General features: G+C 63.1%; 12 protein-coding genes and 1 pseudogene. 8 read left to right on the plus strand and 5 right to left on the minus strand.

The features are described from left to right. Positions 1-25: 25 nt before the first annotated feature. Positions 26-964 (minus strand): AraC family transcriptional regulator, encoded by a 939-nt coding sequence (locus tag KHO23_RS13415; RefSeq protein WP_328821969.1) that lies wholly within the window; start codon positions 962-964, stop codon positions 26-28. A gap of 142 nt (positions 965-1,106) precedes the next feature. On the opposite strand from KHO23_RS13415, the gene KHO23_RS13420 reads away from it, so the two are divergent. Next, positions 1,107-2,006: a DMT family transporter gene (locus KHO23_RS13420; protein ID WP_211611722.1), complete on the plus strand. Its 900-nt coding sequence runs from the start codon at positions 1,107-1,109 to the stop codon at positions 2,004-2,006. Positions 2,007-2,081: 75 nt separating this feature from the next. On the opposite strand, the gene KHO23_RS13425 is transcribed toward KHO23_RS13420, so the two are convergent. Beyond that, a complete protein-coding gene (locus KHO23_RS13425; protein ID WP_211611723.1) occupies positions 2,082-2,999 on the minus strand; it encodes a LysR substrate-binding domain-containing protein in 918 nt (305 codons plus the stop codon). 175 nt (positions 3,000-3,174) lie between these two features. Between KHO23_RS13425 and KHO23_RS13430 the strand changes: the two genes are divergently transcribed. The 7 genes and pseudogenes from KHO23_RS13430 to KHO23_RS13460 all read left to right on the plus strand — a co-directional run bounded on the left by KHO23_RS13430 (position 3,175) and on the right by KHO23_RS13460 (position 10,422). Further along, positions 3,175-4,506: an MFS transporter gene (locus KHO23_RS13430; protein ID WP_211611724.1), complete on the plus strand. Its 1,332-nt coding sequence runs from the start codon at positions 3,175-3,177 to the stop codon at positions 4,504-4,506. A 172-nt stretch (positions 4,507-4,678) separates the two neighbouring features. Further along, complete coding sequence (locus tag KHO23_RS13435; protein ID WP_211611725.1) at positions 4,679-5,938, plus strand: CaiB/BaiF CoA transferase family protein; 1,260 nt, start codon at positions 4,679-4,681, stop codon at positions 5,936-5,938. A gap of 130 nt (positions 5,939-6,068) precedes the next feature. Then, the gene (gene scpB / locus KHO23_RS13440) at positions 6,069-6,869 is read left to right on the plus strand and encodes a methylmalonyl-CoA decarboxylase (RefSeq protein ID WP_211611726.1); all 801 of its coding nucleotides are present in this window, start codon (positions 6,069-6,071) and stop codon (positions 6,867-6,869) included. A 9-nt stretch (positions 6,870-6,878) separates the two neighbouring features. Continuing rightward, positions 6,879-7,040 (plus strand): hypothetical protein, encoded by a 162-nt coding sequence (locus tag KHO23_RS13445; RefSeq protein ID WP_211611727.1) that lies wholly within the window; start codon positions 6,879-6,881, stop codon positions 7,038-7,040. Between the two features lie 398 nt (positions 7,041-7,438). Next, positions 7,439-7,648: pseudogene (locus tag KHO23_RS35060) on the plus strand (transcriptional regulator); the annotation flags it as partial. Positions 7,649-7,859: 211 nt separating this feature from the next. Then, entirely contained in the window at positions 7,860-10,043 is a 2,184-nt protein-coding gene (locus tag KHO23_RS13455) for an NHL repeat-containing protein (RefSeq protein ID WP_211611729.1), read from the plus strand. A 121-nt stretch (positions 10,044-10,164) separates the two neighbouring features. Beyond that, positions 10,165-10,422 (plus strand): hypothetical protein, encoded by a 258-nt coding sequence (locus tag KHO23_RS13460; protein ID WP_211611730.1) that lies wholly within the window; start codon positions 10,165-10,167, stop codon positions 10,420-10,422. Between the two features lie 21 nt (positions 10,423-10,443). On the opposite strand, the gene KHO23_RS13465 is transcribed toward KHO23_RS13460, so the two are convergent. The 3 genes from KHO23_RS13465 to KHO23_RS13475 all read right to left on the minus strand — a co-directional run bounded on the left by KHO23_RS13465 (position 10,444) and on the right by KHO23_RS13475 (position 13,989). Next, complete coding sequence (locus KHO23_RS13465) at positions 10,444-11,667, minus strand: winged helix-turn-helix domain-containing protein (protein WP_211611731.1); 1,224 nt, start codon at positions 11,665-11,667, stop codon at positions 10,444-10,446. Positions 11,668-11,757: 90 nt separating this feature from the next. Then, entirely contained in the window at positions 11,758-12,036 is a 279-nt protein-coding gene (locus KHO23_RS13470; protein WP_211611732.1) for a hypothetical protein, read from the minus strand. A 240-nt stretch (positions 12,037-12,276) separates the two neighbouring features. Beyond that, on the minus strand, positions 12,277-13,989 hold the full coding sequence (locus tag KHO23_RS13475) for an FAD-dependent oxidoreductase (protein WP_211611733.1): 1,713 nt from the start codon (positions 13,987-13,989) through the stop codon (positions 12,277-12,279). Between the last annotated feature and the right edge of the window lie 4 nt (positions 13,990-13,993).

A 13,993-nucleotide genomic window follows, 5' to 3' on the forward strand; every position in this document is an offset into this window, starting at 1 on the left:
CGGCCTGGTTCAGAGTGCCCAGCCACTATCCGGCGCTGACCACCTGCCGATACCCTGCCGGCGCCACGCCGACGCTTTCACGGAAACGATGGCTGAAATGGCTGGCGTTCGCATAGCCGCATTGTTCGGCGACTTGCGCGAGCGGCAGTCTGGTGGTGCGCAGCAGCGTGCGTGCGCGTTCGAGCCGTTGCTGCGCGATCCAGGCAGCAGGCGGTAATCCGAACGACGTGCGGAACATGCGTGCCAGGTGAAATTCCGACAGCGCCGCTACACCGGCAAGCTCACCGAGTGTGAGCGTTTGCGCGAGATGACTCTCGATGTAGTCGCGCAAGCGCCGCCGGGTCGCGACCGACAGACCGCCCTTGAGTGACGTATCCGTGCGGCGCACGCCTTGTGCGCGCAGCAGCAGACTCAGCACCTGATGCGCGGTTTCGTTGGTTCGCAGCAGGCCATCGGGATCCAGCCAGTCTTCATTGGCGAGCGATTGACATAGACTCGCGATGCGGGCGTCCTCGAAATAGGTGCGGTCGGCAAGCGTCAGTTCGCGCGGCTCGCGATCGAGTTCCTGCACGGCGCGTTGCGTGAAGTGTTCGGGCAGGAAGTAAAGATGCATGAAGTGCATGTGGCCGCGCACCCACCAGCGCGATTCATGCTCGCCGGGCAACGCGCAGAGCCGTGACGGTGCGCCGTAGCGCCCGGGCATCTTCTGACGCTCGGTGCGATAGCCGCCGTCCAGATAGCACGACAACGTGTGATGCCCGGGCCGGTCATAGATGGTTTCGGCTTCCTCTATGTCGCGAGTCCAGACGGCGATGGCGAGCCGGTCGCCCAGCCACGCGAAGCGTTCGAGATTCGCGTTGGCGCTCCGCAGCGTGTGACAGACCGACTGAAGGCCGAACGGCGTTTCGGTGGATTCGATCACGGGGGCAGGCGGTCTGGCGTTCACGGAACGAGCGGGATGCATTCGATGACAGGGTAAGCGTCAGTATAGGACGAGCGATCGCCGACGGCGCATCCCTCCGAAAAAGTGCGCAATCCTGGACAAGTAAGACCGCCGGCGCTGCAGCATAGTGGAGTTTCCGCTTATTGCTGCCGCAGGCCTCGTCATGAATCTTTCGCTCTATGCCGTCACCGTGCTGATCTGGGGCACCACGTGGATCGCGATCAAATGGCAATTGGGTGCGGTGCCGCCGCCGGTATCGATCGCGTGGCGATTCTGGATCGCGGCGCTGGTGTTGTTCGCGTTGCTGCGCATCATGCGCCGGCCGATCTGGCCGCCGCGCGCCGCATGGCGCTTCCTCGCCGCGCAAGGCCTGGCGCTCTTCTGCCTCAACTTTCTGTGCTTCTACTACGCCGAACAGGTGGTGCCGAGCGGCCTCGTCGCCGTGGTGTTTTCCACCGCGCCGTTGCTGAATTCGATCAACGGGCGGCTCTTCATGGGCCGTCCCTTGCAACCGTCCGCGATTGCCGGTGCGGCGTTGGGGCTCGTCGGCATCGTGTGCCTGTTCGTCCAGCAGATGGCAGGACACCTGGGCGACCACACGGTGTGGCTGGGGCTCGCAATCGCGTTCCTTGGCACCTTGTGCTTTTCGGCCGGCAATCTGCTGTCGAGCCGGATGCAATCGATGGGCTTGCACCCGTTCGCCACCAATAGCTGGGCAATGCTGATCGGCGCCGGCATCCTGACGGTAGGCAGCGCGCTGGCCGGCTTTTCATTCTCCATCGAACCTGACGCGCGTTATCTCGGCGCGCTCGCGTATCTGGCTGTGTTCGGCTCGGTGATCGGCTTTACCGCGTACCTGATGCTGGTCGGGCGCATCGGGCCGGAGCGGGCTGCCTACTGCACCGTGCTGTTTCCGATTGTGGCGCTGGCGGCGTCGACGGTATTCGAGGGCTACCGATGGTCCGCGTTGGCGGTGCTCGGGCTTGTGCTCGTGGTGGCGGGAAATCTGGTGGCGTTCGATCTTACGCGGCGGATATTTGTGCGGCGAGTGAGGGCGTCCTGAGCGCGCGGTGCTTTGAGTCCAACCGCGCTTCTGCGGACGACTCCGCGAATCACCGCGCTTCAGGACGACGGCGCCTTAATCCGCCGCCGCCCACTCCGGCCGCTTGCCAAGACTGTCGAACAGTTCGAGCATCGTCGCCTTCACCTTCTGCACGGCATTGCTGAGTAACGCCGTGTCATGCCAGCAGAGCGACAGGTCGCGCGAGAACAACCGGTGATCGACCTTGGCAAGCTTGAGCTTGTGCTCATCGAGTTCGACGTGCGCGGCCGTCCACGGCAGGATCGTCACACCTAGCCTGGCCATGACCGCCGCGAATAACAAGGCGGTGGAACTGGCCTCGAACAGAATCTCGCACGGCAGCCCGGCTTCGCGCAGGGCCCACTCGACGCGGCTGCGAATCGTATTCGGTGCGCTCGGCAGGATCAGCGGCATGTGCGCGAGTTCGGCGATCGACACCGGCTCGCGCGGCATCTGAAATTCCGGCCACGCGATCAGATAGAGCGCCTCGGTGAGCAGCTTTTGCGCGGCGACCCCGCGCGTTTCGACCGCGTCCACCACGACGGCCAGTTCCACCCGTCCGCTGCCAATCAGGCTGCCCAGTTCCGCGCTCGGTGCCTCGAGCAACTCCAGCGCGATGCCGGGGTAACGGTCGCGGATCGTGCGGGCAAGCGGGATCGCCACCATCCGCGCCGTGCTCGACGGCATGGCGACCGACACTTTGCCCTGCGGAAGCTCGGCGTCCTGCCGCAACAGTTCGCGCGTGCTATCGGCCTGCCGCAGCAACTCGATCGCGTGCCGGTAAAGTGTCTGCCCGGCTGCGGTGGGCGCCACGCCTTGAACGCTGCGCTCCAGCAACTGCATGCCCAGATCGCGCTCCAGATTGCGCATCTGCTGGCTGATCGCGGGTTGAGCGATATGCAGTGCCTCGCTCGCGCGCGTGACGTTGCCGCACTCCACCACTTTGACGAAATACCGCAGTTGCCGTAGGTCCATGTACGCCGCTCGCTCCTTCATTCCATAACGAAATCCGATCGAACTAGAGAAATATCATATTTTTAGATTATCGGGCGCGTTCTTATACTCAATCCACAAAAAACCGAAGCGCGCCCAGCCTGAACTGTCCGGTGCGGCTTCAAAACGGCCGGCGTCTGCCGGCAAGGAGACAAGAATGTCCAAAGCGATCGCTGCATCGACGCCCGGGCTCACGCCCCGGCGCACGCCTCTTACCCGCGAGCAGATCGGCGGCTTCTGGGCGGTCTACTCGGGATGGGTGCTGGACGGCGTGGATTCCGTGATCTATGCGCTGGTGCTGATTCCGGCGCTCACCGAGTTGCTGCCCAACTCCGGGATTGCCGCGACGCCCGGCAATCTCGGCATGTATGGCTCGATCCTGTTCGCGCTGTTTCTGATCGGCTGGGGCTTGTCGTTCATCTGGGGGCCGCTCGCCGACCGCTTTGGCCGGGTCAAGACGCTGGCCGCCAGCATCCTCATCTACTCGGTGTTCACCGGCGCGGCGGCGTTCGCGCACAACGTCTGGGAGCTGGCCGCCTTCCGGCTGATTGCCGGCATCGGCGTGGGCGGGGAATGGGCGCTGGCGGGTACCTATGTCGCCGAGAGCTGGCCGGAAGATCGCCGCAAAATGGGCGCGGGCTATCTGCAGACCGGTTACTACGTCGGATTCTTTCTTGCCGCCCTGCTGAACTATACGGTTGGCGCGACCTACGGCTGGCGCGCGATGTTCCTGTGCGGTCTCGCACCGGCGCTGCTGGCGATTTTCACGGTGCTCAGGGTGAAGGAGCCGGGTCAGTGGCGCAAGGCCACGCTTGGCGTCGGTCAGACGAACGCCGCCGTGGAGGTGGCGAAGCGCCGGCCGCTGCTCGAGATCTTCGCGCCGGCTTACCGGCGTCGTACGTTGACGAGCGCGAGCCTGGTGGGGGTCGCGATCATCGGCTTGTGGGCGGGTTCGGTCTACGAAGCGAGCGCGGTGGTGACGCTGGCGACGCGCGCCGGCATCGACCGCATCGGCGCGGTGCACCTTGCGTCGATCGGCGCGGCGGTGTTGTCGGTTGGGACAATTCTCGGGTGTCTGGCGGCGCCGTGGCTGGCGGAGCGGCTCGGGCGCCGCGTCGCGCTCGGTGTGTACTTCGCCGGCATGGCGGTGTCGATCGTGTTTGCTTTCGGCTGGGTCTTCTATCTGCCGAACGGACTCAACCTGTTCATGGTGTCGCTGCTGTTCCTCGGCTTCTTCGGCGGTAATTTCGCGATTTTCTCGCTGTGGCTGCCTGAGCAATATCCGACACGGATACGTGCTACGGCGTTTGCCTTCAATGCATCGGTGGGCCGCCTGCTCGGCGCCGGCGTGAACTTCCTGCTGGCTGCCGCGATTCATTGGCAAGGCTCGCTCGGCTTGCCGATTGCGTGGACCGCGGTGGCCTTTGTGATCGGCCTGCTGATCTTGCCGTTTGCGGTCGAAACCCGTCATCAGACACTGCCGGAATAGCGCCTTGGCGAGTGCATGACCTGGGCTGTTCGCACTTGTCTCTCGACGCTGCGTGCATAGCGCTGGCGCATCACTCGGGCTATGCGCAGCACCGCTCCTCAGACGCTGCGTGCATAGCGCAAACGCATCGCTCGTGCTGTCCGCAGCCGTTATCAATTCGCTGGAGAACTGAATGCAAGCGTTACAAGGAATCAAGGTCGTCGAGCTGAGCCGTGCGTTGTCGGGGCCGTTCTGCTCGATGGTGCTGGCCGACCTCGGCGCCGACGTCATCAAGGTCGAACCCGGCCCGGACGGCGACATGAGCCGGACCTGGGGGCCGTTCGACCGGGGCGTGAGTACCTACTATCTTTCCTGCAATCGCAACAAGCGCGGCGTGTGCATCGACTTTCGCAACCCGGAAGGACTGGCCGCGATTCACCGGCTGATCGACGATGCCGACGTGGTGATCGAGAACTTCAAGCCTGGCACCATCGAGAGCATGGGGCTCGGTTATGACGTGCTTAGCGCGCGCAATCCGCGGCTGGTGATGGGCAGCATCAACGCGTTCGGCGCCGATGGTCCGATGAGCGGTTGGCCCGGTTTCGACCAGATTGCGCAAGGTTATTCCGGGCTGATGAGCCTGACCGGTTTCGCCGATGGCGACCCTACGCGCACCGGCACCGCGATCGGGGATCTGAGCTCAGGCATGTGGCTCGCGATGGCGATACTGTCCGCGTTACTGGAGCGTGAGCGAACCGGGCGCGGCCAGCATGTGAGCACGTCGTTGCTCGCGAGTCTCGTGGGGTTGCTGAGCGTGCATGGCCAGCGCTACCTGAGCCTTGGCGATATCCCGCGCCGCACCGGCAATGCGCATTCGGTGATCGCGCCTTATGGCGTGTTCGAAACTGCTGACGGCCCGCTCAACATCGCGCCGATCACGTCGGACATGTGGCTGCGCTTGTGCCAATTACTCGAATTACCGGCGTTGCCAGACGATCCGCGCTTCGCGACCAATGAAGCCCGCGTTGCGCATCGCGATGAATTGAAGGCTGCGTTGGAAGCGCGTTTGAAGACGCAAGGCAAACGGGAGTGGACAGCGCTTTTCATCGGCGTGGGCTTGCCGGCGGGGCCGATTAATACGTTAGACGAAGTGTTCGCCGACCCTCAGGTGCAACATTGCCGGTTGGTCGAAACGGTCGAGCATCCGACGCTTGGTGCGCTGCGCCAGGTTGTGACGCCGGTGTCGAGTTTGGCGGTGACGGGCGATTCTTCGTGTCACGTGAGCCGACATGCACCGCCGGGCCTGGGCGAACATACTGTCGATGTATTGCGCGAGGTGGGTTTCGATGATGTCTCGATTGAGGCGTTGCTTGCCGCGAAAGCGGTGCATCAACAGGGCGACTATCTGCCGCTGGATAAGGCTCGGGAACGCGCGGTTGGCGCTGCGCTATGAGCGCCGACGCAAGACTCGAAACACGGCTGCGAGCGTCGCGCAATAAGCGCGCTGCGAAGCCTGGAACGCGCCGCGGGAGTTACGCGATGAGCGGGCCGAAAACCTTGGAACATGTTGCAGAGGTCACACAATGAATACATCGAACGTATCGCCGTTTACTGTAACCGTCGATATTGCGGACGAACGGATTGCACGTTTAACGTTCAGTCATCCTACGCGCAGGAATGCGCTCAGCACGGAGTTGTTGTATGCGCTCGACTCGCACCTTACCGATCTTGCGGCGCGGCGGATACCGGTTGTGATACTTGGCAGCGGCGTTGGGCAGGACGTTTGGAGCGCGGGTCATGATCTTGGAGAGTTGATGCACGACCGCGATCCGATTGCCTATGGCAAGCCGTTGGAGCGGGTATTGCGCCGCGTGCGTGCTTACCCGGGCGTGGTGATTGCGATGGTGTCGGGTTCCGCGTGGGGCGGCGCGGTCGATCTGGCGATGAGTTGCGACCTGGTTGTTGCTGACGGCAGCGCGCGCTTCGCGATGACGCCGGCGAACATTGGATTGCCTTATACGACGAGCGGCCTGCTACGTTTCTTCAACAACGTGCCGATTCACGTGCTGAAGGAAATGTTCTTCAGCGCGCAGCCACTTGACGCGGTGCGCGCCGAGCGTTTCGGCGTGATCAACCGATTGGTCGACAGCGACAAACTGGAAGCAACGGCGCTTGAAATGGCGCGCGGAATTGCGAGCAAGGCACCCTTGGCGGTCCAGGCCGTGAAGGAACAACTGCGGATACTTGAAGACTTGCAGCCTATGCCTGTGCAGGCGATGGAACAGATTGCCGAACTGCGTCGACAGGCATGCGAGAGCGCGGATTTCAGCGAGGGGCTGACCGCGTTTTCAGAGAGACGGCCCCCGGTGTTTAAAGGAGAGTGAACGAGGCGTTTGCCGGAACTCGCGAAGATGTTGGAGAAGGGCGGCTCAGGCAACGATGATGTGCCGAACGACGGCGCCGTTGCCGAAAGCATTTTCACAAACAGCACCTGCACCAACAGCACCTGCACCAACAGCGCCAAAGGTGAGTCTTTCCGGGAGCAAAAAAAATGAACGAAAGACACCGCGGTGAGCTTTTCCGGGAAAGAGAAAGCGCGAAGCGCCCACGTGCAAGCGCCTTGCTGGACAACTCACCAACTTGCGTGCGTGAAACAGGCTACCGCATGGTTTTAAGAAGGGCGTTTCGGCGCGCGCAGCGCCGCCGGAAGTATGACGCCCTTGTCACTCACGCGGAGTGTGCGAGAACACGGATTCCAGATGCACCACTACCGTGACTGTGCGGGGGACCCGCTTAAAAATTAGCGGTTTGAGCCGCTTTCTTTTGCCTACTTTTCTTTGCGGCAGGTGCGGCAGGTGCGGCCGGTGAGCATCCATGGCATCGACGGCGCAGTCGCGCACACGACGGTGCCCAACGCGAACACCGCCAGCGCGCTGAAGTACGCCGAGCGCGCGCCGAGTTGCACAAAGACGGGCGCGACTGGCTGCTGCTCGAGAACCACTGCCCGATCTGCGCGGCGGCACGCACCTGCCAGGGTTTTTGCCGCTCGGAGTTGCAGTTGTTTGCGGAGATCGTCGGTGAGGAAGGTTCGATTGAGCGCGAGGAACACGTGCTTGCCGGGGCGCGGCGATGTGCCTATCGCGTGAGGCTGAAAAGCAAATGACATGGATTGACGCCCATGTTTATGCGCTTCGAATGGTTTAGACGATCAACTGCTTACCGCGAATTTTTTGCGAATTAATTTCCGCCTTTTCTATGCGAGGATAAAAAGTCAACGTTCACGTATGCGCGACGATGAGTCAATCCGCATACACGCGATAGCGCGCCGGACACGCCAGCCATGCGCGCTTCGCACCTCGCAAGGAAATACCGTCGTGAAACTTTCCGCTCGCCTTGGCGTGGCTGTTCTTGTCGTTCACAGTCTCCTTCCGCTCAGTGCGTCCGCGCAGTCGCAACTGACCTACACCACGTCATGGATCGGCAATAGCTTTGGCTTTGGCGACGGCAAATGGATGCAGCAGGACATCCAGGCGATCAGCGTCGGCGCCGATGGCACCGTGTACACCAATGCCCCCTGGGATGAAAGCGGCAGCGAAATTGCCGCCTATCGTGGGGGCGACAAGATCGCCGTGGCCGGCTCGACGCATGGCTGGGGCGCGGCGGGCGGCGATGCGCTCGCGACGAACCATACGTACCTGTACGCGGCGATGTCGATCGGCAATGAGAGCAACGGGCTGGTCGGCGCGGACTATCCGCCGGCGAACCAGACCTGGTATGGCATCACGCGCCGCACGCTCGCCAATCTGGCGAACGGCGCGCCGTTCAACGGCGGCATCGGCAATAGCGCCAATGCCACGAAGAACAGTTTTCTTCGTCTGAACGCGGTGACAACGGGCACCGATGCGGGTATCCGCGGGATGGCCGCTACCGATACTGAACTGTATGTCGCCGATACGTACAACAGCCGGATTGTCGTGCTCGATGCCACATCGATGCGGCGCCTGCGGTCATGGAATGTGCCCTCGCCAGGGCGAATCGCGTTGGACACCGATTCGACGCTGTGGGTGATGAGCGGGGTTTCGTCTGGAAACCTAAGCATTCTGCACTACGCCGCTGATGGCACGGCACTCTCCGGCACATTGGCGTTGCCCGCCGGCACGGTACCGACCGACATCGCAATCGCACCGTCAAGGCAAATCCTGGTCGCCGACAACGGACCGGCGCAGCAGATCCTCGTCTTCAACCGGCTTGCCGACGGTCAGCCGCGAGCCGCCGCGTCGATCGGCACGCGCGATGGCATCTTCCACGTGACCAAGGGTGTGCCGGGCAACTGGCGCTTCAATGGCATCACGGGCATTGGTGTCGATCCGGCCGGCAATCTGTACGTCGCGCAGAATGGCGAAGGTCCGCGGCCGCTCGGCTCGGCGTCGGTCGGTCAAGGGGCTGTGCTCGAAAGCTATGTGCTCGGCACGCATGCCTTCAACTGGCGGCTGTACGGACTGGCCTTTGTCGATAGCGCCGCGTTCGATCCAGCGACGCCGAATTCGGTCTACACCGGCTCGAAGCGCTTCACGCTCGATTACAGGCGGCCGGTCGGCCAGGAATGGTCGTACGCGGGATTCACGCTCGACCGCTTCGACTATCCCGACGACCCGGCATTTCACCAGCCGCGTGGCGTGCGAGGTGAGCCGATGGTGCGGCGAATCGACGGTAGACGCTATCTCTACACACTCGATCCCGGTGCGCACTATCTGAATGTGTATCGCTTCGACGCGGCACATGGCGAAGTGGCGATTCCGTCCGGTTTGTTGGCGCAAAATCCGCTGCCGGGCACGTGGCCCGCAGGGCAGCCGACGTATGGCGAATGGCTGTGGCGCGACAGCAATGGCAACGGCACTGTGGACGCCAGCGAGATCATCGGTAATCCGTCGACGGGCAGCACGGTCGGCAACGGCTTCTGGTGGGTCGATACGCCGGGTAACGTATGGCTCGCCACGCCGACGAGCGGCATCCGCGAGATGCCGTTACAAGGCATCGATTCCGCCGGCAATCCGATCTACACGTACGCGAGTTCGAAGATGTTCGCGATGCCGCAACCGTTCACGCGGATCGCGCGAATTGTTTACGTTGCCGAGACCGACACGATGTACATATCGGGCTTTACCAGTGCGATCCCGTGGGATTCGACGCACTGGAAGGAGGCCGGCCCGGTGCTCGCGCGCTATGACAACTGGCGTTCCGGCACACCGACGCAGCAATACACGGTCTCATTGCCATGGAACACGCAAAGCAATCCGCAGACGACGACGGTCGGCGTCGCGGTGGCGGGCCATTACATCTTCGTCGCGGAGTTGTACACCGCGAAGGTGGATGTCTACGACACGCGCAACGGACAGGCGGTCGGCTATATGACGCCGGGAGCGAGCGTCGGCAAGACCAGCGGCTGGGTGGATGTCTATCTCGGCATCAGCGCGGTGCGGCGTGACAATGGCGAATACGTCGTCCTGCTGGAAGATGACGCGCGCGCGAAAATCCTGATGTATCGATGGACGCCTTGAGGCGGATCAAGTGGATCGCGCTGAGTCCGATCACGAATGGACGGCAGCGCACGATCGGTATATAACAACGTGAAAGGATGGCTTTGTTCACTGACGCGTGGGACCGGAGAGAAATATCATCATGACGCAAGACGTAACGCCTAAGCCGCCCCCGGGCGACCGGCCCGATCTGGAACACCTCGACGCAGCGCTCAGTCACGTGGGTCAGCAGGTATCGTCCGGCAGCATCGCTTCGGGTGCCGCAAAGGGCATTCTGTATAGCCTGATCGAAACCCTCGGCGCCTTCGTTGGCGATCCCGATTTGCCGGAGCACGCACGTTCGGGTTACGAGGGGCTGCTGGAAGCCGCCCGCGAATTGCGCGCGAAGCTCGACCGCTAGAGGGCGTGGCGCGCGGCGCGGTTACGCTTCCATTCTGCTGTCTACGCTCAACGCCGCAAGCCATTCCGGCGGCGCGGATGCGATTTCCAGTTGCGGCGTGCCGTGCCAGTCCGCACAGCGCTGCAGAGCGCGGCGCAGATCGCCTGCAAGCCTCGCACTGAGTCGCACGCCGGGTTCGATGTGCAGCGATTTCAATTCGAACACGCCGCTGGTCCGATGCGCCTTCGCATCCACGCGGCCCACCAGGCGTCCCCGGCTCAAAAGCGGCAACACGAAGTAGCCGTATTTGCGCTTCGCAGCCGGTGTATAGCATTCGATCGCATAGTCGAAGTCGAAGAGCGCGGCGGCGCGCTTGCGGTCCCACACCACCGGATCGAACGGCGACAGCACGGTGGTGACGGTTGAAGCGAGCGTGCCGGTCGCTGCGTCGTCGATCATCGGCGCGAATTCATGATGGACGAACGTGTCCTGCTTCCAGCCGTCCACGTGCACGGGGATCAGCTCACCCTGATCCGCGAGCGCACGCAGATCGTCGCGATAGGGGCGGCGTGGCAGCCGGTAGTAATCGGCGACCCAATCGGCGCGCACAACGCCGAGCGCGCGGCAGGTCCGGCGCAACGCTTCCTCGGTGACGGTTTCGCGTGGCTGCAGGTCGCGCGCGTCGTCCCAATCCGGTAGCACGCGTTCGGTCAGATCGTAGACACGATGAAAATTGCGCCGCTCGGCCACCATCAATTGCCCGATCGCGAACAGCACCTCCAGGTGCCGCTTCTCCGGCTTCCAGTCCCACCAGCCGTTGCTCTTGCCCGCCTCGCGGGCGAAGTCCGCTGAGCGCACGGGGCCCGTCGCACGAATATGCGCGAGCAGTTTCTCGATCGCCTTGCGATGCTTCTTGTGCCACTCGGCCGCGTATTTCCACCCCATGCCGCTCGGGTCGAGCATGCGGTGGCGGAGCAGGCCGTAGTCTTCGGTCGGGACGAAACAGGCTTCATGCGACCAGTATTCGAACAGCTTGCCTTCGGCGAGATGCTCGTCGAGCCATTGCTGCGGATACGCGCCGAGCCGGCTGAACAGCACGAGATACGGACTACGCGCGACGACGTGGATCGTATCGATCTGCAATTGCGCCATGCGGCGGATCGCGTCGAGCACGTCGGCTTTGACGGCCTTGCGGCGCGGTGGCGTCAGCAAACCTTGCGCGGCCAGATGCAGGGTACGCGCGGCAGATAACGGAAGAGTCTTCACGCGGGCGTCGGTTACGGGTTTGGGTCAATGAATGACGGCGATGGGAGCCGACCCGAGGTCCGGTCTGGATCAGCAGCCGCTACTGTAGCCTTACCAGTCGCGCTTGTGGTGCTTGTCCCAGCCGCGGTGCCGGCCATGATCATGGCGCTCGCGATACTCGCGGTAGTAATCGCCGCGATACCCATAGCCATATACAGGTTGCACAGGCGCATAAACAACCGGCGGGGGCGCATAAACCACGGGCGGCGGGACAACCATGAGGCCGGGTGTGTTGACGAACACGCCGATGTCCACCCGGGCCGAGGCAGAGGTCGATGCGCAGATGGCGCCAAGGCCGAAGGCGGCGAAAACGATCGCGCGTTGGATCATGCTTGTCTCCTGTTTCGAAAGAGCCGGCCATTCACTGTCGAATGGCTGACGACAATATTACAAAACAGAAAGAAAGACAGGTGCAACCAGTTGAAGTCGTGTGTAACAGCAGATTACCCCGTGGCGCTTTGCGGTGACGCGAGGGCGGCGGGAGGGCGGCGGGAGGGCGCAGCGGGCCGGTGTCCGGCAGGTCGCGCGGGCCAGCGGCCGGACCCGCGGCTGTGACGAACCACGCCTCCTTCAAGCCCCCAAAGCGATCGCTTCTCCCGCCGCTACCGCCAGCAGCTGGTGGATTTGCGCAACCACCGCCGCGCCTTCTCCGACCGCCGCCGCGACGCGTTTCGTCGAACCGGCGCGCGCGTCGCCGATGGCATACACACCCTCGACAGTCGTAGCAAGATCGCAGACGGAGGCGCCGTCCACGCTGGTGCCGGTCAGCACGAAGCCCTTGTCGTCCAGCTGCACGCCGCAGGTGCGCAGCCAATCGGTATTCGGATCCGCGCCCGTGAAAAGGAACAGATGCCGCGTATCGAAGCTTTCGGTGCCGTCCGGCAACGGGTTCTTCAACGAGACCGAGGCCAGCCCGATTTCATCCGCATCGAGCCGCCCGATTTCCGAATTCGGATGCACGATGACGTTCGGCAGCGAGCGGATCCGGTCAATCAGATAGCGCGACATGGTGGCCTCGAAGCCGCTTCGGCGGATCAACACATGGACCTTCGCAGCGTGCGTCGCCAGATAGACGATTGCCTGGCCCGCTGAATTGCCGCCGCCCACGAGCACGACCTCCTGGCGCTTGCAGAGCTTGGCCTCGACCGGCGACGCCCAGTAGTAGACGCCGCGCCCGTCGAAGCGGTCGAGTCCTTCGATCGCCGGGCGCCGATAGACCGCGCCGCTCGCGATCACGATGGTGCGGGAGGTGATCTGGCCGCCGCACTTGAGATCCAGCCGATATGGCGACTCCGCACACTGCAGCGCCTTCACATGGACTGGAATCGCGACATGCGCGCCGAATTTCTGCGCCTGCACGAACGCGCGCCCCGCCAACGCCTGACCGGAGATGCCGGTCGGAAAGCCGAGATAGTTTTCGATCCGCGAACTGGCACCCGCCTGGCCGCCCGGCGCACGGCTGTCGAGCACGATTACCGAGAGGCCTTCGGACGCCGCATACACCGCCGTGGCAAGGCCGGCCGGTCCCGCGCCGACGATCGCGACATCGTACACATGCGAATCGTCGAGATCGGGCAGCAGGCCGAGGCAGGTAGCGAGTTCCGGCGTGCTCGGATGGCGCAGCACCGTGCCGTCCGGGCAGATCACCAGCGGCATGTCTTCTTTCTGCGCGGCGAATTGCTCGATCAGACGCAGCGCGTCTTCATCGCGTTCGTCAATGACCGAGTGGGGATGACCGTTGCGTGACAGGAAGCCTTGCAACATCACGAGCCGGGCATCGCTACTATTACCGATCAGGATCGGGCCGCCGGCGCCTTTCTCGATCAGCGATACGCGCCGCAGAATCAGCGCACGCATGATGCGCTCGCCCAGTTCCGCCTCGGCGACAATCAGCGCGCGCAGCTTGTCCGGCGGAATCAGTAACGCGTCGACCGGGCTGAGGGCCATGCCGTTGACCAGCGCGGGCCGCCCGGATAACTGACCGACTTCGGCGAGAAAATGTTTGGCGCCGTGCTCGGCAATCAGGACTTCGCGCCCGATGCCATCGCGCTGATAAATCTTCACGCGCCCATTCAACACCACGAACATGCCTGGCCCGGTGTGGCCGGTTTCGAACAGCAGTTCACCGGCTTCCCAGTGGCCCACCTCGCCGAACCGGCGCAGACGATCCATTTCTGCGCACGTGAGTTCGGGGAACATCTGATGCATGCGCGTCGAAAGCGACGAAAATGGCGCGTCGGCGACGACGGTTTGTTGCCCTTCTGCTTCTTGAGTCGACAGCATTGAA

Source organism: Paraburkholderia haematera (genome assembly GCF_905220975.1).
Taxonomy (GTDB): Bacteria; Pseudomonadota; Gammaproteobacteria; order Burkholderiales; family Burkholderiaceae; genus Paraburkholderia; species Paraburkholderia haematera.

Excerpts from the sequence above, each read along its gene's own strand:
- KHO23_RS13430 (WP_211611724.1), top strand. The coding sequence starts at position 3,175 with ATGTCCAAAGCGATCGCTGCATCGACGCCCGGGCTCACGCCCCGGCGC.
- KHO23_RS13420 (WP_211611722.1), top strand. The coding sequence starts at position 1,107 with ATGAATCTTTCGCTCTATGCCGTCACCGTGCTGATCTGGGGCACCACG.
- KHO23_RS13460 (WP_211611730.1), top strand. The coding sequence starts at position 10,165 with ATGACGCAAGACGTAACGCCTAAGCCGCCCCCGGGCGACCGGCCCGAT.
- KHO23_RS13425 (WP_211611723.1), bottom strand. The coding sequence starts at position 2,999 with ATGGACCTACGGCAACTGCGGTATTTCGTCAAAGTGGTGGAGTGCGGC.
- KHO23_RS13435 (WP_211611725.1), top strand. The coding sequence starts at position 4,679 with ATGCAAGCGTTACAAGGAATCAAGGTCGTCGAGCTGAGCCGTGCGTTG.
- scpB (WP_211611726.1), top strand. The coding sequence starts at position 6,069 with ATGAATACATCGAACGTATCGCCGTTTACTGTAACCGTCGATATTGCG.
- KHO23_RS13475 (WP_211611733.1), bottom strand. The coding sequence starts at position 13,989 with ATGCTGTCGACTCAAGAAGCAGAAGGGCAACAAACCGTCGTCGCCGAC.
- KHO23_RS13415 (WP_328821969.1), bottom strand. The coding sequence starts at position 964 with ATGCATCCCGCTCGTTCCGTGAACGCCAGACCGCCTGCCCCCGTGATC.
- KHO23_RS13470 (WP_211611732.1), bottom strand. The coding sequence starts at position 12,036 with ATGATCCAACGCGCGATCGTTTTCGCCGCCTTCGGCCTTGGCGCCATC.